Annotated in this window: 17 protein-coding genes; 7 read left to right on the forward strand and 10 right to left on the reverse strand. The window is 73.0% G+C overall.

The genetic code is table 11. The features are described from left to right. The first annotated feature begins 22 nt into the window (after positions 1-22). From BTM25_RS05255 to BTM25_RS05265, 3 genes are read left to right on the forward strand one after another with little or no spacing between them, the layout of a single operon-like run. Positions 23-646, forward strand: a complete 624-nt coding sequence (locus BTM25_RS05255; protein WP_205648058.1) for a precorrin-8X methylmutase — start codon at positions 23-25, stop codon at positions 644-646. Continuing rightward, complete coding sequence (locus BTM25_RS05260) at positions 643-2,256, forward strand: precorrin-2 C(20)-methyltransferase (RefSeq protein WP_103561595.1); 1,614 nt, start codon at positions 643-645, stop codon at positions 2,254-2,256. The genes BTM25_RS05255 and BTM25_RS05260 overlap by 4 nt, the downstream gene beginning before the upstream one ends. A 43-nt stretch (positions 2,257-2,299) precedes the next feature. Beyond that, positions 2,300-3,538 carry an RNA-guided endonuclease InsQ/TnpB family protein gene (locus BTM25_RS05265; RefSeq protein WP_103561596.1) on the forward strand — a complete coding sequence of 413 codons (1,239 nt, stop codon included), beginning with the start codon at positions 2,300-2,302 and terminating at the stop codon, positions 3,536-3,538. Here the strand turns inward: BTM25_RS05265 and BTM25_RS05270 are convergent. Then, positions 3,510-4,253, reverse strand: coding sequence for a cobalt-precorrin-6A reductase (locus BTM25_RS05270; protein WP_103561597.1), 744 nt, complete (start codon positions 4,251-4,253; stop codon positions 3,510-3,512). The two genes, BTM25_RS05265 and BTM25_RS05270, sit on opposite strands and share 29 nt — an antisense overlap. A 12-nt stretch (positions 4,254-4,265) precedes the next feature. Here BTM25_RS05270 and BTM25_RS05275 point away from each other — a divergent pair, with 12 nt between their 5' ends. Then, a complete protein-coding gene (locus BTM25_RS05275) occupies positions 4,266-5,297 on the forward strand; it encodes a cobalt-precorrin-5B (C(1))-methyltransferase (RefSeq protein WP_103561598.1) in 1,032 nt (343 codons plus the stop codon). On the opposite strand, the gene BTM25_RS05280 is transcribed toward BTM25_RS05275, so the two are convergent. After that, positions 5,294-6,211: an AraC family transcriptional regulator gene (locus tag BTM25_RS05280; protein ID WP_103561599.1), complete on the reverse strand. Its 918-nt coding sequence runs from the start codon at positions 6,209-6,211 to the stop codon at positions 5,294-5,296. The genes BTM25_RS05275 and BTM25_RS05280 overlap by 4 nt on opposite strands. 108 nt (positions 6,212-6,319) lie before the next feature. Here BTM25_RS05280 and BTM25_RS05285 point away from each other — a divergent pair, with 108 nt between their 5' ends. Next, the gene (locus BTM25_RS05285; protein ID WP_103561600.1) at positions 6,320-7,042 is read left to right on the forward strand and encodes an SDR family NAD(P)-dependent oxidoreductase; all 723 of its coding nucleotides are present in this window, start codon (positions 6,320-6,322) and stop codon (positions 7,040-7,042) included. Between the two features lie 34 nt (positions 7,043-7,076). Here the strand turns inward: BTM25_RS05285 and BTM25_RS05290 are convergent, their stop codons facing one another. Further along, a complete protein-coding gene (locus tag BTM25_RS05290) occupies positions 7,077-8,375 on the reverse strand; it encodes an aminotransferase-like domain-containing protein (RefSeq protein WP_103561601.1) in 1,299 nt (432 codons plus the stop codon). Positions 8,376-8,445: 70 nt separating this feature from the next. Between BTM25_RS05290 and BTM25_RS05295 the strand changes: the two genes are divergently transcribed. Continuing rightward, on the forward strand, positions 8,446-9,078 hold the full coding sequence (locus BTM25_RS05295) for a LysE family translocator (RefSeq protein ID WP_103561602.1): 633 nt from the start codon (positions 8,446-8,448) through the stop codon (positions 9,076-9,078). Positions 9,079-9,082: 4 nt separating this feature from the next. Here the strand turns inward: BTM25_RS05295 and BTM25_RS05300 are convergent, their stop codons facing one another. The 7 genes from BTM25_RS05300 to BTM25_RS05335 all read right to left on the reverse strand — a co-directional run bounded on the left by BTM25_RS05300 (position 9,083) and on the right by BTM25_RS05335 (position 17,345). Then, on the reverse strand, positions 9,083-10,138 hold the full coding sequence (locus BTM25_RS05300; RefSeq protein ID WP_103561603.1) for a hypothetical protein: 1,056 nt from the start codon (positions 10,136-10,138) through the stop codon (positions 9,083-9,085). A 158-nt stretch (positions 10,139-10,296) separates the two neighbouring features. Continuing rightward, a complete protein-coding gene (locus BTM25_RS05305; RefSeq protein ID WP_146058966.1) occupies positions 10,297-10,875 on the reverse strand; it encodes an Rv1733c family protein in 579 nt (192 codons plus the stop codon). A 139-nt stretch (positions 10,876-11,014) separates the two neighbouring features. After that, positions 11,015-12,631, reverse strand: coding sequence for a peptide chain release factor 3 (locus BTM25_RS05310; protein ID WP_103561605.1), 1,617 nt, complete (start codon positions 12,629-12,631; stop codon positions 11,015-11,017). Between the two features lie 51 nt (positions 12,632-12,682). Then, positions 12,683-14,263 carry an ABC transporter permease gene (locus BTM25_RS05315; protein ID WP_103561606.1) on the reverse strand — a complete coding sequence of 527 codons (1,581 nt, stop codon included), beginning with the start codon at positions 14,261-14,263 and terminating at the stop codon, positions 12,683-12,685. Then, the gene (locus tag BTM25_RS05320; protein WP_103561607.1) at positions 14,260-15,150 is read right to left on the reverse strand and encodes an ABC transporter ATP-binding protein; all 891 of its coding nucleotides are present in this window, start codon (positions 15,148-15,150) and stop codon (positions 14,260-14,262) included. The genes BTM25_RS05315 and BTM25_RS05320 overlap by 4 nt, the downstream gene beginning before the upstream one ends. 5 nt (positions 15,151-15,155) lie before the next feature. Then, positions 15,156-15,791, reverse strand: a complete 636-nt coding sequence (locus BTM25_RS05325) for a TetR/AcrR family transcriptional regulator (RefSeq protein ID WP_103561608.1) — start codon at positions 15,789-15,791, stop codon at positions 15,156-15,158. Positions 15,792-16,088: 297 nt separating this feature from the next. After that, a complete protein-coding gene (locus tag BTM25_RS05335; RefSeq protein ID WP_103561609.1) occupies positions 16,089-17,345 on the reverse strand; it encodes a DNA cytosine methyltransferase in 1,257 nt (418 codons plus the stop codon). Between the two features lie 118 nt (positions 17,346-17,463). On the opposite strand from BTM25_RS05335, the gene BTM25_RS05340 reads away from it, so the two are divergent. Beyond that, positions 17,464-17,982: a very short patch repair endonuclease gene (locus BTM25_RS05340; RefSeq protein WP_103561610.1), complete on the forward strand. Its 519-nt coding sequence runs from the start codon at positions 17,464-17,466 to the stop codon at positions 17,980-17,982. The last annotated feature ends 4 nt before the right edge of the window (positions 17,983-17,986 follow it).

Consider the following 17,986-nt stretch of genomic DNA (forward strand, 5'->3'; position numbering starts at 1 on the left):
CCGCCACCCAACGGAGGATCCTGTGATCGACTACGTCCGCGACGGCGCCGAGATCTACCGGCGCTCGTTCGCGACGATCCGCGCCGAGGCGGACCTGGACGGCCTGCCCGCCGACGTCGCCCGCGTCGCGGTCCGCATGATCCACGCGTGCGGGATGGTGGACCTGGTGGACGACCTCGACGTCGCGCCCGGCGCCGTCGAAGCCGCCCGCGCCGCGCTGCTGGACGGCCGTCCGGTGCTGTGCGACGCCGCGATGGTCGCCGCCGGGATCACGCGCCGCCGCCTGCCCGCGCGCAACGAGGTCATCTGCACGCTCGGCGACCCCCGCGTCCCGGACCTCGCCGCGCGGCTCGGCACCACCCGCAGCGCCGCCGCGCTCGACCTGTGGGGCGACAGGCTGGACAGCGCCGTCGTCGCGATCGGCAACGCCCCGACCGCGCTGTTCCGGCTGCTGGAGCTGGTCGCGGCGGGCGCGCCGCGTCCGGCGGCCGTGCTCGGGATCCCGGTCGGGTTCATCGGCGCGGCCGAGTCCAAGGACGCCCTCGCCGCCTCCGACCTGCCGCATCTCGTCGTCCGGGGACGGCGCGGCGGCAGCGCGATGACCGCCGCCGCCGTGAACGCGATCGCCGCCGAGGACGAGTCGTGACCGGCCGCCTGTACGGCGTCGGGCTCGGCCCCGGCGATCCCGAGCTGATCACGCTGAAGGCCGCGCGGCTCATCGAGGCGGCCGACGTCGTCGTGTTCCACGCCGCCCGGCACGGCCGCAGCCACGCCCGTGCGATCGCCGCCGCGCATCTGCGCGACGGGCAGATCGAGGAACCGCTGATCTACCCGGTCACGACCGAGGCGTCCGCCGACTACCGGACGGTCATCGAGGCGTTCTACGAAGACTGCGCCCGCCGCCTCGCCGCCCACCTGGACGCGGGCCGCGACGTGGTCGTCCTCGCCGAGGGCGACCCGTTCTTCTACGGCTCCTACATGCACCTGCACAAGCGCCTCGCCGGGCGGTACCCGACGACGGTCGTGCCGGGCGTGACGTCGATCGCGGGGGCGTCCGCCGAGCTGGGCCGTCCGCTGGTCGAGCGGGACGAGACGCTGACCGTCCTGCCCGGCACGCTCGGCGGCGACGCGCTGGCCGCCCGGCTGAGCGCGGCGGACTCGGCCGTCGTCCTGAAGCTCGGCCGGACGTTCACCGCCGTGCGCACCGCCCTGGAACGGGCGGAACGCCTGGACGACGCCTGGTACGTCGAGCACGCCACCACCGGCGAGCAGCGCATCGAACGCCTCGCCGACGTCGCCGCCGACACCGTGCCGTACTTCTCGGTGGCGGTGCTGCCGAGCCGCGTCCACGAGGAGACGCGCCGCGCCCTCCCCACCGCGGACTCACCGCGCGGCGAGGCGACGACCCCGGCCGGGGACGCGTCGGAACCGCGCGGCGCGCGGACGGCCGCCGGCGCGGCAGCGCAGCAGCCGCACGGCGACGGGACGGCCAGGGCCGCGGCGGGGACGGTCGCCGGGGGCGCGGCGGCGCGGCGCGGCGAGGTGACGGTCGTCGGGCTCGGCCCGGCCGGGCGCGAGTGGCTGACGCCGCAGGCGCAGGAGGCGCTCGCCGCCGCCGACGACCTCGTCGGCTACCGCCCCTACCTGGACCGCGTCGCGCCGAACGCGCGGCAGCGGCGGCACCCGTCCGGCAACACCGTCGAGGCGGACCGCGCGGCGTTCGCGCTGGAGCTGGCGCGGGAGGGACGGCGCGTCGCGGTCGTGTCGTCCGGCGATCCGGGCGTGTTCGCGATGGCGACCGCCGTGCTGGAGGCCGCCGAGGCGTTCCCGGACGTCCCGGTGCGCGTCCTGCCCGGCGTGACCGCCGCCAACGCCGTCGCGTCCCGCGCGGGCGCGCCGCTCGGCCACGACTACTGCGTGCTGTCGCTGTCGGACCGGCTCAAGCCATGGGACGTCATCGCGCGCCGCCTCACCGCCGCCGCCGCGTCCGACCTGGTCATCGCGATCTACAACCCGGCGTCGAGGACCCGCGTCCACCAGGTCGCCGAGGCCCGCGACCTGCTGCTGCGGCACCGCGCGAAAGACACGCCGGTAGTGATCGGACGGGACGTGGGCGGGCCGGAGGAGAGCGTCCGGATCGTCCCGCTGGCGGACCTGGACCCGGCGGACGTCGACATGCGCTGCCTGCTGATCGTCGGCTCGTCCCAAACGCGTCGCGCCGGCGACACGGTTTTCACGCCCCGACGCTACCCGTGAAAAGTTGCTTTCGGTCATCAACTCAATATGTAGGGTGACTGATGTGCAGCTCCGGTACAACTTCCGCTTGTACCCGAACGGGCCACAGCGTGCCGCGCTGGCGAGGGCGTTCGGGTGCGCCCGCGTCGTGTTCAACGATGCGTTGCGCGCCCGTGAGGACGCCCGCGCGGCAAGCCGCCCGTTCATGTCGTCGCGCGAGCTGTCCAGACGGCTGACGGCCGCCAAACGCACGCCCGAGCGGGCTTGGCTCGGCGAGGTGTCGGCTGTGGTGCTCCAGCAGTCGTTACGGGATCTGGACGCCGCGTACCGCAACTTTTTCGACGGTCTCAAGGGCAAGCGCCCGAGAACGGGGCCGCCTCGGTTCAAGTCCCGCAAGGACCGTAGGCAGGCCGTCCGGTTCACCGCCAACGCCCGCTGGAAGATCACGCCGAGCGGGGACCTGTCCTTGCCGAAAATCGGGGACGTGCGGGTGAAATGGTCGCGTTCTCTGCCGTCCACGCCGTCCACGGTGACGGTGATCAAGGACAGTGCGGGCCGGTACTTTGCGTCCTTCGTTGTGGACACGAGGCCCGAAATCCTGCCGAAAGCAACCACCGAAGTGGGCATCGATCTCGGGCTAGGATATTTTGCCGTCCTTTCGGACGGCACGAAGATTGACAGCCCGCGCTTCCTTCGCCGGGCGGAGAAGAAGCTGCGCCGGGCGCAGCGGGCTTTTTCCCGTAAAACCAAGGACTCGAAGAACAGGGAGAAGGCCCGGCTGCGGGTGGCCCGCGTTCACGTGCAGGTGGGCGATGCCCGGCGGGAGTTCCATCACCGCCTATCGACCAGGCTGATCCGCGAAAACCAAGCGGTCGCCGTCGAGAACCTTGCGGTCAAGGCCATGGCCCGCACCCGCCTCGCCAAGTCCGTGAACGACGCCGGATGGTCGACGTTCGTGTCGATGCTGGAATACAAGGCCGCCAAGTTCGGCCGGGAGTTCCACCGCATCGGACGGTTCGAACCGACCTCGCGGGTCTGCTCGGCCTGCGGCATGAAGGACGGCCCCAAACCTCTCCGCGTGCGCGTATGGACGTGCGGAGCGTGCGGGGCCACTCTGGACCGGGATATCAACGCGGCTGTGAACATCGGCCGGGCCGCCGGACTGGCGGTGACAGCCTGTGGAGCGCGGGTAAGACCGGAATGCGTTCCGGCGCGGCGCGGTGAAGCAGGAACCCACCGAGACGGTCAGCAGACCGTGGTAGGAATCCCCACTTTTATGGAGGGGAGCGGAAGTCAACCGTGAGCCACGCCAGCGCCTCGTCGACCGTCGCGACGCGCGCGACGTCGGGGAGCGGCGGGCGGTCGACCATGACGACGGGCACGCCCAGCGCGCGGGCGGCGGCGAGTTTGGCCTCGGTCATGGGGCTGCCGCTGTCCTTGGTGACGAGCGTGTCGATGCGGTGCTCGCGCATGAGGGCCAGTTCCTCGTCCACCGTGAACGGGCCGCGCGCGAGGACGACGCGGTGGCGTTCCGGCAGCGGCGGCGACGGCTCGTCCACCGAGCGGATCAGGAACCAGCGGCGGTCGTCGGCGGCGAACGGCGCGAGGTCCTTGCGGCCCGTCGTCAGGAACACGCGCGAGCCGGGCAGGTTCGCGGCGGCGGCCGTCAGGGACGGGACGCGGATCCAGCGGTCGTCCGGCCCCTCCGTCCAGCCGGGACGGCGCAGCACCACCAGCGGCACGCCGACCTCGCGCGCGGCGGTCACGGCCGCGTCGGTCATCACGCGGGCGAACGGGTGCGTCGCGTCGATCACCGCGTCCACGCGCTCGGCGCGCAGCCACGCCGTGAGGCCGTCCGCGCCGCCGAACCCGCCGATGCGCACGTCCCCGGCGGGGAGCACCGGCCGCTCGGTCACGCCCGCGAGCGAGCTGATCGCCGTGTATCCGTCCAGGCCGGCGAGGAGGTCCGCGAGCGTCCGCGCCTCCCCGGTCCCGCCGAGGACCAGCACCTTTGTCATGCTGTCGATGCTATGAGCGAGCTTCGGAAGGGGTGGACGACGGGGGCGTGCGCGACCGCCGCGACCCGCGCCGCGTTCACCGCGCTGCGCACCGGCGCGTTCCCCGACCCGGTGGTCATCGAGCTGCCGCGCGGGGAGCGGCCCGCGTTCGCGCTGGCCGTGGAGTCGCTGGGGTCCGGCGTCGCGATGGCCGGGATCGTCAAGGACGCGGGGGACGACCCGGACGTCACGCACGGCGCGCTGGTCCGCTCGACGGTGCGTCCGGGGCCGTCCGGGGGCGGCGTGGTGTTCCGCGCGGGCCCCGGCGTCGGGACGGTCACCAAGCCCGGCCTGCCGCTGGACGTCGGCGAGCCCGCGATCAACCCGGTGCCGCGCCGCATGATCCGCGCGGCCGTCGAGGACGCCGACGTCATCGTGGAGATCTCGGTGGACGGCGGTGCGGAGCTTGCCGAACGCACGTGGAACCCCCGGCTCGGGATCCTCGGCGGTCTGTCGATCCTCGGTACGACCGGGATCGTCGTTCCGTACTCGTGCTCGGCGTGGATCGACAGCATCCGGCGCGGCGTGGACGTCGCGCGCGCCGCCGGGCACGCGCACGTCGCGGCGGCGACGGGCAGCACGTCGGAGCGGACGGTCGCCGAACTGTACGGGCTGCCGGACGACGCGCTGCTCGACATGGGCGACTTCGCCGGGGCGGTGCTGAAGTACATCCGGCGTCATCCGGTGCCGCGCCTGACGATCGCGGGCGGCATCGGGAAGCTCGCCAAGCTCGCCAACGGCCACCTTGACCTGCACTCCAAGCGCTCCCAGGTGGATTTCGGCGCACTCGCCGCGCTCGTCGCCGAGCCTTCAGTGGCCGAGCGCGTCCGGCACGCGAACACCGCGCTGGACGCGCTGCGGATCTGCCAGGCGGCGGGCGAACCGCTCGGCGACCTCGTGGCGGACCGGGCCCGCGCGACGGCGCTGGACGTCCTGCGCGGCGCCCCGGTCGCGGTCGACGTGATCGTCATCGACCGCGCGGGCGTGATCGTCGGCCGCGCCTAGCCGTTCGCCGTGCGGTAGCGGCCCGGTGTGACGCCGCAGACGCGGTGGAACGCGCGGTTGAACGCGTACTCGCTCGTGTAGCCGACCGAGCGGGCGATGGGGCCGATCGGGTCGGCGGTCGTGCGCAGCCGGTGGGCCGCGAGTTCCATGCGCCAGCGGGTCAGGTAGGCCAGCGGCGGCTGCCCGGCCCGCGCGGCGAACCGGCGCGCGAGCGTGGCGCGGGACACGGCGAGGCGCGTCGCGAGGCCGTCCAGCGTCCAGGCGCGGGCGGGGTCGGCGTGCAGGGCGGCGAGCGCCTCGGCGACGAGCGGGTCGCGCAGCGCGGTCAGCCAGGACGCGCGGGCCGGCTCGGCGTCCTCGGTGTCGAGCCAGGCGCGGATGATGTGGACGAGCAGCACGTCCAGCAGCCGGTCCAGCACGGTGGCCGCCCCGGTGCGCGGGCTGGCGATCTCGTGTCCGAGCAGGCGCAGGACGTGGTCGGTCGGCCGGTCCGGGTCGGCCGGGAGGTGGATCAGCGGCGGGAGCAGGCCGAGCAGCGGCGCGTTCACCGCCGCGTCCTGCCGGTAGGACGCGCACAGGACGCGGGTCGCGGGCGCGCCGTCGCCGACCGTGAGCCGTCCGCCGGTGGCGAGCGCCTGCCGGGCCGCGACGTGGTCGAACGGCTCGCAGGACGCGCCGGGGTCCGACGACAGCCGGTGCCGGGTGCCCGCCGGGAGCAGCACGAGATCGCCCGGCATGAGGCGGCGGGGGGACGCGCCGTCCACGTCGAGCCAGGCCGTGCCCGCCGTGACGGCGTGAAAGGCGGCGCCCGGGACGTTCGCGATGTCCAGGCCCCAGCCTTCGCCCGCGTGCAGGGTGGCGGCGACCGTGCCGCGCACCTGGGCGAGGGCGAGCACGTCTGTCAGTGGGTCCATGCTTCCAGTCTACGGTGAGACTCACGGACAAGACATTGCGGATTTCAGGCATCGTCCGCATCGGGGTGTGCCTCATACGGTGGTGTTCATCGACAAGGAGGAACCCTCATGAACATCACCGGCTCCGTAGCGTTCGTCACCGGCGGGAACCGCGGCCTGGGCGCGCGGCTCGTCACCGAACTGCTGGCCCGGGGGGCGGAGAAGGTCTATGTCGGCGCCCGCGACACCGGCTCGGTCGCGCCGGACGCGGCCGCCGACCCGCGCGTCCGGGTCGTCGCGCTGGACGTCACCGACGACGCGAGCGTCGCCGCCGCCGCCAAGGCCGCGCCGGACGTGACGCTGCTCGTCAACAACGCGGGCGTGCTCGGCTTCGGCTCCGTCCTCGACGGCGACCTCGACGTCTTCGAGCGCGACATGCGGACGAACTACCTCGGCGCGCTGCGCGTCGCGCGGGCCTTCCTGCCCGCGCTGCGGCGGGCGTCCGGCGGCGCGACGATCGTGAACGTCCTGACGCTCATCGCGCTCGCGCCGATGGGCCCGATGGCGGGCTACTCGGCGTCCAAGGCCGCCGCGCACTCGATGACGCAGGCCCTGCGCGCCGCCGTCGCCGCCGACGGCATCGCGGTCGTGGGCGCCTACCCGGGCGGCATCGACACCGACATGCTCGTCGGCGTCGAGGCCGCCAAGGCCGACCCGGCGACGGTCGCCGCGCGCATCCTCACCGCCGTCGCCGCCGGCGACCCGGTCGTCTGGCCCGACGACGCCTCGGCCGGCGCGGGCGCCGTCTACGTGACGGACCCGGCCGCCCTGGAGCGGATGCTCGCCGGCTGACCCGCCGCCGCCCCGTCCCCCAGGCCGCGCGGGGCTAGCCGGGCGGGGCGGTCCGGGACAGGTCGGCGAGGACGGTCAGCGCGCGGGCCAGGACGTCGTGGGGCGGGGACGCCAGCGCCACGCGGACGGCGCGGGGCGTCGCGCCCCGGCGGGCGGCGAAGGCCGCGCCGGGCGTCAGGGCGATGCCGTGCCGGGCGGCCGCCGCCGCGAAGGTCTCGGCGCGCCAGGGCTCCGGCAGGTCCCACCAGCAGAAGGACGAGTGCGGGCCGCCTCGCGCCGCCGGGATCGCGGCGGCGGCCCGAGCGCGGCGGCGGGCGGCGTCAGTGCGCTTGGCGGCGGTGATCGTGGCGGCGGTGCCGTCGGTCAGCCAGCCCGTCGCGGCCTCCAGCGCGAAGCCGGACGCCGTCCAGGCTCCGGCGCGCAGGGCGGAGCCGAGCTGCTCGGCGAGCGGGGGCGGGGCCAGCGCGAAGCCGAGGGTCAGGCCGGGGGTGAGGCGTTTGGAGAGGCCGTCCACGAGGATCGTCCGGTCGGGCGCGTGGACGGCGAGCGGCGGCGGCGCGGACGGGTCGAGGAACGCCCACACCGCGTCCTCGACGAACGGCAGGCCGGTCGCGGCGAGGGCGGCGCGGCGGTGCGCGGGCATCGTCGTCCCGGACGGGTTGTGCAGCGTCGGCTGGACGTACACGGCCGCGATCGGTGCGCGGTGGTGCGCCGCGGCGAGCGCGTCGGGACGCAGGCCGTGCTCGTCGGCGGGCACCGGGACGACCGTGACGCGGAGCCGGGCCGCGAGGGCGAGGAGCGGCGGGTAGGTGAACTCGTCCACCGCGAGCCGCGCGCCCGGCGGGACGAGCGTGGACACGGCCGCCGCGAGGGCCTGCCGTCCGCCCGCCGCGAAGCGCACGCCGTCGGCCGTGAGGCCGGGCCACAGCGCGGCGACGGCGGCGCGGGCCGGCGGCGTCCCGGCGGCGCCGGCGGGACGCAGCGCGGCGCCGAGCGCGTCCGGGCGGGTCAGCCGGGCGAGGCCGCGCGCGAGCAGCGCGTCCTGCCCCGGGACGGACAGGACGTTCAGTTCCAGGTCGATCGGTGCGGCGGCGGGCTCGGCCAGCGCGGGATCGGCGGGCGGCGTCCCGGCGCGGACGAACGTGCCGCGTCCCACCTCGCCGACGACGCGTCCGCGCCGGGCCAGCTCGGCGTAGACGCGGGCGGCCGTGGACGGCGCGACGCGGTGCCGCCGCGCGAACGTCCGCTGCGGCGGGAGCCGGGCGCCGGGCCGGATCCGTCCGGCGTCGATTTCGGCGGTCAGCGCGTCCGCGATGCGCAAATAGTCCGTCATGTCACCTCATTGCACCGAGTGCAATGTGGAGTATTGCACCGAGTTCGGCACCGCTCCTAACGTCGGCGGCATGGTGACGATGACGGCGGTCCTCGGGGTCCTGGCGGTGGGGTTCGGGCTCGTCCTGACCCCTGGGCCGAACATGGTGTACCTGGTGTCGCGATCGGTCGCGCAGGGCCGGACGGCAGGGCTCGTCTCGCTCGGCGGCGTCGCGGCGGGCTTCGCGGTGTACGTGGTCGCGGTCGCCGCCGGGCTCGGGACGGTGTTCACGCTCGTCCCGGCCGTCTACACGGCGGTCAAGCTCGCGGGCGCCGCGTACCTGCTGTGGCTCGCGTGGAAGGCGGTGCGTCCCGGCGGGGACTCGCCGTTCGACCTGACGGCGTCCGCGCCCGACCCGCCGCGCCGCCTGTTCACGATGGGCCTGGTCACGAACCTGCTCAACCCGAAGATCGCCGTCCTGTACGTGTCGCTGCTGCCGCAGTTCACGGACCCGGCGCGCGGGCCGGTCGCGGCGCAGTTGCTGGTGCTCGGGCTCGCCCACGTCGTGCTCGCGGTCGCCGTGAACGGGCTGATCGTGCTCGGCGCGGGCGGGGTCGCGGGGTTCCTCGCCCGGCGTCCCGGCGTGCGGCGGGCGCAGCGCTACCTGATGGGAACGGCCCTGGCGGGCCTCGCGCTCGCACTCGCGAAGCCCGCCGCGCCCTGACGGATCAGGACGTGAAGGTGGCGTCGACCGTGTTGCCGTCGCCGGTGAACAGCGCCGACAGCAACGGCGTCAGGACGCCGCAGCCGCCGAGGGCCGGGAGGGTGAACGCACCATGGTGGGCGTCGCCGGATCTGGTGAACGGGACGTCCGCCGGAGCGGTCGTCCGGCACGACGACCCGCCGCCGACCGAGACGCCGAACACCGACAGGTCGGCGACGATCAGGTTCAGCGGCACGCGGAAGGCCGTCCGGGCGACCGTGTCGCCGGTGGCCGCGCCGTTCTGGACGAACCTCAGCCGCGCCGTCGCGGGCAGGAAGCCGAGGATCGAGAACGCGGCCGTCTTCTCGTCCAGCGTCAGCGCGCCGGTCGAGGTGAACGTGCCGGACAGCGGGACGTCCGCGCTCGGCCGCTTCAGATGCGCGGTCCCCGCGACCTTTGTGGTCACGATCGGGGCGCTCGTCCGAAGCCACATCTCGGCGAGCAGCGTGTTCTGGTCCGGCGGCTGGAGCGTGCAGGACGAACCGCTCATCGGGGCGACGGTCGGCTCGCCGCCGCCGTCCTTCGAGTGGACGTCCAGCGACAGGTCGATCCCCGTCGTCCGGAGATCGACGTTGAACGTGGACTTCCCCGCCGGCGGCTTCCACTTCCCCGTGCCGGTCAGGTCGGGCTTTCCGCTGGACGGGATCGGACCCGTGTACGGCTGGAGCGGGATCGCGACGCTGTAGTCGTGGACCTCGCCGCCCGGCAGCGCCAGCCGCGTACCGAGATCGAGCCGCCCCGACACCGTGGCGTTCTCGAGTTCCAGCACGTTCCTCACTCGAACACCGAGATCGACGCTCGCCGAGACGTCGAGCCCGTCGGTGCCGACGACGGTCGGGGCTTTCGTCGTGAACGTCACCGAGATGGGCTGCTCGCCTATCCACGGCATGACGCACCTGTAGGTCTGCGTGAGCGGATCGACCTGCCGCGGCAACGGCGGATCCACCGGGGGCATCGACGGCTGCGTGTCGGCGAAGGCGTTCGCCGTGCCGAGCAACGCACAGGCGGACGCGACGGCCACCGCGCACGCTCTACCTAATCTCCGCACAGATCATCCCTTTCTCGCGCCGGGATCGGCACTCTTTCCTTAACACCGAGTCAGGAGGCCGAGAAAGGGTCGGGCGCGCGAACTGTCCGAACGTGCGCAAGGCGGTTCGGGGCGCGGTGGAAAACGGTGCGTCAGGTGATCGGGTCGCGGGCGAGGCGCGCGAGCCCGGCGTCCCACAGGTCCCGGCGGCGCCGGTCGCAGCGGCGCCGGACGACCAGGTAAGCGGCGAGCGGCGCGAGCCCGGCGGCCAGCGCCCCGGCGGCTCCGGTCAGGACGGCGACGCCGGCCGTCCGGGCGTGGTCGCGCGGAGCGGGGGCCAGGCGTCCGGCCTCGTCCACCCAGACGGAACGCCGCTCGCCCCGCTTCGCGCCCGCCCAGGCCTGCGTCGTGTCACGGTGGACCGTGCCATCGGGCCGGGCCCAGGCCAGGACGGCGTAGGTGAAGACGAAGGACGTCCCGGCCTTGGGCCGCTCGTCGATCCGCTCGACCCGCGCGTCCACCCGGTGCCGCGCGACGGCCTCGGCGTGCTCGGCCCGCACGCCGTCGCCGTAGCCGGGTGCGGCGAGCCGGACGGCGACGACCGGCGCCGCGATCAGGAAGGCGAGCAGCAGCGCCGCGCCCACGGCCCGCTGGACGCGGTCCACCGGCCGCCGCAGCGGATTACGGCCGATCCCCAGCCGTCTGCGCAGTCGGCCCGAAACCGTGATCATCGCGTCTCCCTCCGTCATCTCCGCAGATCACGGTATGCGCAAAGAGAAGGTAAGACGTACGTGCGCCCGCCAGGGCATCCTGGAAGCGGCGCTCCCAGACCGGGAGGTTCGGCGCGACGCGTTCACGGCCGCATGTGGGTCAGGAGGCTTCCTCGGCGGCGAGCATCGGGGTCAGGGTCAGGTCGGGGAATTCGCGGCGGACGGCGTTCAGCCGCCATTTGTCGGTGAACACCGCGATCAGCGACCCGTCCAGGCTCCGCGTGAACACCTCCACACCGGAACGGGAGCCGAGCGGACCCGCCGACTCGGCGTCGGTGATCCGCGCCGTCGTGTAGTCCAGCCGCGTCAGGTCGATGGCCGCGCCGAACTCCTCGGCCATCCGGTGCGCCACGACCTCGAACTGGAGCGCGCCGACCGCCGCGAGCACCGGCGCCTGGTCGCCGCGGACGTCGCTGCGCAGCACCTGCACGACCCCCTCGCCGTCCAACTGCTCGATGCCGCGCCGGAACTGCTTGGCGCGTCCGTTGTCCTTGGCGCGCGCCACCGCGAACAGTTCGGGCGCGAACGGCGGGATCGGCGGGAAGACCACCGGCGTCTTGACGTAGAGGGTGTCGCCGACCGTCAGCCCGACCGTGTTGGGCAGCCCGATCACGTCCCCGGGGTAGGCGACGTCCAGCGTGGAGCGGTCGCGGCCGAACATCGTCTGCGCGTACTTCGTCGCGAGCGGACGGCCCGTGCGCTGGTGGACGAGCGACATCCCGCGCTCGAACCGTCCCGAGCAGACGCGGATGAACGCGAGCCGGTCGCGGTGCGCGCGGTCCATCCCGGCCTGCACCTTGAACACCTGCCCGGCGAACGGCGCGGTGACGGGACGTTCCTCGCCGGAGCCGTCCGGGCGGGGCGCGGGCGGCGGCGCGAGGTCCCGGACGGTCGCGAGCAGCTCCCGCACCCCGAAGTTCGGCAGCGCCGCCCCGAACAGGACGGGCGTGCAGGTCCCGGCGTGGAACGCGGCCAGGTCGAGGTCGGCGCCGATCTCGTCCAGCAGCGCCAGTTCCTCGACGGCGGCGGTCCAGGCCGGGCCCTCCTCGGCGGCGGCGCGGTCGGCGTCCACCACCTCGGCCTCGGCACGCCGCGCCCCGCCGGGCGTGCGGGTGTAGCGGGTGAACCGCCCGGACGCCCGGTCGACCAGCCCGCGGAAGTCGCCCGCGACGCCGACCGGCCAGTTCAGCGGCGCGGGACGCAGCCCGATCCGCTGCTCGACCTCGTCCAGCAGTTCCAGCGGCTCGCGGCCGGGCCGGTCCCACTTGTTGACGAACGTGATCACCGGGATGCCCCGGTGGCGGCACACGTCGAACAGCTTGAGGGTCTGCGCCTCCAGGCCCTTCGCCGAGTCCAGCAGCATGATCGCGGCGTCCACGGCGGCGAGGACGCGGTAGGTGTCCTCGGAGAAGTCGGCGTGGCCGGGCGTGTCGAGCAGGTTCAGCAGGACGTCGTCGAACTCGAACCGCAGCACCGACGAGGTGATCGAGATCCCTCGGCTGCGCTCCATCTCCATCCAGTCGGACGCGACGCCCTTGCGTCCGGCCTTCCCGTGGACGGCGCCGGCCTCCTCGATCGCGGCGGCGTGCAGCGCCAGCGCCTCGGTGAGCGTGGACTTCCCGGCGTCCGGGTGGCTGATCACCGCGAAGGTACGGCGGCGGGCCGCCTCCCGCGCGATGTCGGTCGCGGGCGCGGACAGTGTCTCTGCGGAGGTCACCTCGCTCCTTTCCCGAGCAACCCGCAACCCTATCCGGCCCGCGACGGTTCCTTAACCCGTCTGCATGTCCCGGCGGCGCAGTCCGAGCAGTCCGGCCGCGCCGACGAGCGCCGCGAGCACGGTCAGGACGACGAGCGGCGTCCAGGCGACCGCGTGCCCGGGGAGCTTCGGGACGTGCGTGAACGGCGACACGTCCAGCACCGGCCGCGCGAGGTCCAGCGCCGGGCCGAACAGCGAGACCAGCGCGACGACGCCGAGCACGCCCCACGCGGCCGGGGTCAGCCGGGGCAGCAGCCCGAACAGCGCGACGGCGACGGCCGCGACGAGCCAGACGGCCGGAAGCTGCGCGAGGGCCGCGCCCGTCAGCCGTCCCGCCGAGCCCGGATCGTGGACGAGCCCCGTCACCGCGCCCGCGACCGTCAGCGCGACCGCCGGGCCGAGCACGGCGAACGCCAGATGGCTCGCCGCCCAGCGCAGCCGTCCGGTGCCCGTCGCGAGGAGCGGCTCGGCGCGCTGCGCGGTCTCCTCGGTGCGGGGGCGCAGCGCCGCCGACACCGCGTAGGCCGCCGCGATCAGGCCGAGCGTGGTCATGGACGAGGCGAAGAACGCGTCCTCGATCCCGGCGCTCCCGCCGATCCGCGTGACGATCTTCTGGAGGTCCGGGTTGTCCTTGACCAGGTCGTTCACGCCGCCCGCCGCGCCGCCGTAGATGAGCCCGAGCGCGGCGAACCCGGCCGTCCAGGCGTAGAGCGTCCGGCTCTGGAGCCGCCACGCGAGCCCGAACGCGCCCCGCAGCGCGCCCGTCGCCGGGCCGAGCCGGGGCGGGAGGACGCCCGCGCCGAGGTCGCGCCGGGCCGCCACGCGCGCCGCCGCCGCGACGAGCGCCGCGTACGCGACGGCGATCACCGCGAGCAGCCACCACCGCTCGCCGCCGTAGGGGCGGATCCGCTGCACCCAGCCGAGCGGCGTCAGCCAGCCGAGCCGTTCCAGGCCGTTGCCGGCGCCGCCCACGTCCGCGCCGAGCCGCAGCCCGTAGGACGCGCCGAGCACCGCGATCGCGATCCCGCGCGCCGCCGCCGCGCTCTCGGTGAGCTGCGCCGCGAGCGCCGCGACGGCCGCGAACAGCAGCCCGGCCGCCGCGAACTGCGCGCCGAACGCCGCCGAACCGGCCGCCGGAAGGCCCTGGGCGAGCATCCCGGCCGTCAGGACCGCGCCGCCCGCCAGGCTCGCCGCCGCGGAGACGAGCAGCGCGGCGGCGGGCGGCGCGCCCCGGCCGAGGACGGTCGCGCCGAGCAGTTCGCGCCGTCCGGCCTCCTCCTCGGTGCGCGTGTGCCGGACGACGGTCAGGATCATGACGAGCGCCAGCACCACCGGGATCATCGCGGCGCGCTGGGCGACGATGCCGCCGATGCCCGTGTCGTTGAGCGGGCCGTAGAGCGCCAGGAACGTCGGGTTCGTCCCGGACGTCCGGGCGTAGCCCAGCCGGTCCGCCTGCGTCGGGTACAGCTCCTGGTAGGTCGATACGAACCCGACCGGTACGAGGGCGAGGACGAGCGTCCACACCGGCAGGGCGATCCGGTCGCGGCGCAGCGCCAGCCGGACGAGCCCGCCGGTGCCCGCGAGCGCGCTCACGCGTCCCGCCCGGTGTAGTGGCGGAGGAACAGCTCCTCCAGCGTGGGCGGACGACTCACCAGGTTCCGGACGCCGATCGCGGTCAGGCGCTTGAGGACGTCCCCGAGCCGCGCCGTGTCGACCTGGCAGCGGAACCGTGTTCCGTCTACGCGGGGGTCGTGGACGCCGGGCAGCTCGGCGAGGCCGTCCGGCGGGCCGTCCAGCTCGGCGTCCAGGGACGTGCGGGTGAGGTGGCGCAGCTCGTCCAGCGTGCCGCTCTCGACGGTCGCGCCTTTGCGGACGATCGTCACCCGGTCGCACAGCGCCTCGACCTCGGACAGGATGTGGCTCGACAACAGGACCGTCCGGCCCTTCTCGCGGTCCTCCCGGACGCAGTCCTGGAAGACCTCCTCCATCAGCGGGTCCAGGCCGGACGTGGGCTCGTCCAGGACGAGCAGTTCGGCGTCGGACGCGAACGCCGCCACCAGCCCGACCTTCTGCCGGTTGCCCTTGGAGTACGCGCGGCCCTTCTTGCGCGGGTCCAGCTCGAACCGCTCCAGCAGTTCGGCGCGGCGCTTCGGGTCGGTGCCGCCGCGCATCCGGCCGAGCAGGTCGATGACCTCGCCGCCGGACAGGTTCGGCCACAGCGTCACGTCGCCCGGGACGTAGGCGATGCGGCGGTGCAGCTCGGTCGCGTCCCGCCACGGGTCGCCGCCGAGCAGCGACACCTCGCCCGCGTCCTTGCGCAGCAGGCCGAGCAGGACGCGGATCGTCGTGCTCTTTCCCGAGCCGTTAGGCCCGAGGAACCCGTGGACCTCGCCCTTCTCGACCGTCAGGCTCAGCCCGTCGAGCGCGCGGGTCCGGCCGAACGTCTTGACCAGGCCGGACACCGCGATCGGCGTCGTCACAGTGATCAACTCCTCGTCTCGGGGGCGAACTGCCGGATGGCCGCGCGCGAGCGCTCCACCAGCTCGGGGGACAGCAGGTCGTCGGCGAACACGTCGAGGACGGCGAGCGCGAGCCGCGGATAGCCCGCCACCGTGAGCGGGTCCGCGCCGAGCACGCGCCCGAGGTGCTCGTGCAGGACGACGAGCCCGAAGCTCATCGCGGTGATCGCCGCCGAGTACGCCTCCAGGTCGGACGTGGTGGGCCGCTTCACACCCGTGATGCCCTGGCCCAGCAGCTCGGTGCTGGCCTTGACCGTGTCGTCGAACAGCGCGGCGGCGGCGGGGGAGCCGTCCACCAGCGCCCGCGCGACGTACCGCTGGATCGGCAGCGTCACGTTGAGGACGGACCCGAGCAGCCCCGGCTCGTTCACGCCCCGCTCGATGGCCTCCTTCTTCGTCACGCGGATGGCCTCGATCGTGTACGCGTCGCACGCCGCGCGCAGCCCGTCCTTCGTCCCGAAGTGGTGCTGGACGAGCCCCGGCGACACCCCGGCCCGCCGCGCGATGCCCCGGATCGTCGCGCCCGCGACGCCGCGCTCCCCGAACTCCAGCAGCGCCGCGTCCCGGATCCGCGCCCGCGCGGTGAGATCGTCGTCGTTCATGCCCCTCCAATACAAGCGTTCAACGAACAATACGCTTGTATCGCCCCACGGCCAAGAGCCCCCACCCGACCGGCTCGACGCCGAATCAGAGGGGGCGGGACTTGGAGTACAGGTGGCTGTCGGGGAACGACGCGGCGGTCAGCGTCCGGCCGACGATGATCACGGCCGTGCGCCAGATGGCCCTGTCACAGAAGCCCGAAAAACAGCCAGGCGACTAAACAAAAAAGTACTATGAGGCGACATTTTTGCGACTGCCATTACAGGGGTACACGAGCGCCTGCGGATCGGCGGAAGCGGTCAGCTAATCTGCGCCCTAGCGCGCAGGAAGCGCTCGTGCCGGTCGTGGTCCTCTTGTCCGAGAAAAGCCTTGAAGCTCCCCATCTTGTAACGCGGTTCGGGCGCCGTCTCGTCGATATCGATCACGAAATCGCGTTCCAGTAGGCTAATCCGGTGCTCGATCTCGGCGGACTGCATCTCGGATCGTTCAATAAGCTCGGGCATCGCGATGAAATCATCGGTCTCGCGCAAAAGCTGATAGATCCGGTCGACGGTGCGGTCCGGCATTACCTCACGGAACTCGCCTTCCTTGCGCAGTGCGCGCCTGATGGAATCGCCCACAGCCTTGGCTACTGGTGGCGGGAAAGCGTTGCCGATCTGGCGATACATGGATGTTTTGCGTCCGGTGAACTCCCAACCCCAGCGATCCTGCCAGCCCTGGATCCGCGCGACCATGGCGCAGGTCAACTTAGGGCCAATGTCGAAGGACGCATCCTCATCTGGAGCTTCGTCCGCGACACCATGAGCGTCAACGGCAAGGGCTTGCCATGCCTTCTTTGCGCGGGTCGGCCCCAGGTCGGCACCGCCATGCTTTTTGGAGCCGCCCACAATGGTCGGCGCGATGCCCTGCGCCTTCGCGGCCCAGTCTTGGGCGCCTTTCCAGCCCCGCGCGCTCATTAGCTTGAGTAGCGTGTTTCCTACCGTGGGGGCTTCTTCGGTGAACTCTGTCCACCGGAAAAAGGGGACGTACTCTTCCTGAAGTGCGACAAGTACAAAGCGTGGCCGCAATTGTGGCACGCCAAAATTCTTGGCGTGCAAAAGACGCCATTCAGCGATGTACCCCAGCTCGCGTAGCCGGTCGAGTACATGCTGCCGGTAGCCCGTGAAACGCGGCATGCTAAGACCACGCACGTTCTCCAGGAGCAACGCTTTGGGCCGGACAACCGCGCACTGTTCGACGGCCCAGGCGAAAAGATCGCGTTCATCATTCGCTCCGAGCTGCTTCCCGGCAATGCTGAACGGCGGGCATGGAACTCCGCCGGCAAGCAGGTCGACGCCCTCGTACTCAGATGGCTTCCAGACCTCGGGATCGGCGACATCACCGGTCCGGATGTCCCAGCCAGCCCGTTTTGGGTTCTTGTCCCTGTTGTGACGGAGCGTGTTCGCCGCGTTCGGGTCCAGCTCGACCGCGAGCCGGTGGTGGAACCCGGCCAGCTCCAGTCCGAGAGCCTGGCCGCCCGCCCCCGCGCAGATCTCAACTACTTCAAGATCACGCACGGAGGTCTCCTTCGGGTTGGACGGTGGCGCTGTGGCGGGCGGTATCTTGGCGGCGCATCCGCATCAGAGAAGTACCAGAGATCCGCCCGTGGGGCACCTGATTCGCCGATGGGGCAGTGTGGCTGAGGAAGAAGTTTCTCAACAGCAGGAACGTGGCTCGTCCCGGGGGGCCTATCCACGGTCGGCCAGCGAGGGACGATCGAGGAACATGCGGGCGAACCGCCGGTCCGACACCAAACCCGAGATCGCCCTGCGCCGCGCGCTCCACGCTCAGGGCTACCGGTACCGCAAGGACTTCCGGCTCGATCTCGCCGAAGGCGTTCGTGTCCGTCCGGACATCGTGTTCACTGCGCGCAAGGTCGCGATCTTCGTTGACGGCTGCTTCTGGCATGTCTGCCCTGAACACGGTCGGCAGCCGACCAGCAACGAGTGGTACTGGACTCCGAAGCTGCGCCGGAACGTCGAGCGCGACCGGGCCGCCGACGAAGCTCTTCAGGCGGCTGGGTGGCGTGTCGTCCGGTTGTGGGAGCACGTACCACTCTCCGATGCGGTCGAGACAGTGGCGGATGTCCTGGTGCGGGCAGCCGCCGAACGCCAGTTCGAAGATAGCGGAAAAAGATCTTCTTCGGCATCGTGAGCCG

The sequence above is a fragment of the Actinomadura rubteroloni genome, assembly GCF_002911665.1.
Lineage (GTDB): Bacteria > Actinomycetota > Actinomycetes > Streptosporangiales > Streptosporangiaceae > Spirillospora > Spirillospora rubteroloni.

Excerpts from the sequence above, each read along its gene's own strand:
- BTM25_RS05270 (WP_103561597.1), bottom strand. The coding sequence starts at position 4,253 with ATGACAAAGGTGCTGGTCCTCGGCGGGACCGGGGAGGCGCGGACGCTC.
- BTM25_RS05275 (WP_103561598.1), top strand. The coding sequence starts at position 4,266 with ATGAGCGAGCTTCGGAAGGGGTGGACGACGGGGGCGTGCGCGACCGCC.
- BTM25_RS05280 (WP_103561599.1), bottom strand. The coding sequence starts at position 6,211 with ATGGACCCACTGACAGACGTGCTCGCCCTCGCCCAGGTGCGCGGCACG.
- BTM25_RS05285 (WP_103561600.1), top strand. The coding sequence starts at position 6,320 with ATGAACATCACCGGCTCCGTAGCGTTCGTCACCGGCGGGAACCGCGGC.
- BTM25_RS05290 (WP_103561601.1), bottom strand. The coding sequence starts at position 8,375 with ATGACGGACTATTTGCGCATCGCGGACGCGCTGACCGCCGAAATCGAC.
- BTM25_RS05295 (WP_103561602.1), top strand. The coding sequence starts at position 8,446 with ATGGTGACGATGACGGCGGTCCTCGGGGTCCTGGCGGTGGGGTTCGGG.
- BTM25_RS05305 (WP_146058966.1), bottom strand. The coding sequence starts at position 10,875 with ATGATCACGGTTTCGGGCCGACTGCGCAGACGGCTGGGGATCGGCCGT.
- BTM25_RS05325 (WP_103561608.1), bottom strand. The coding sequence starts at position 15,791 with ATGAACGACGACGATCTCACCGCGCGGGCGCGGATCCGGGACGCGGCG.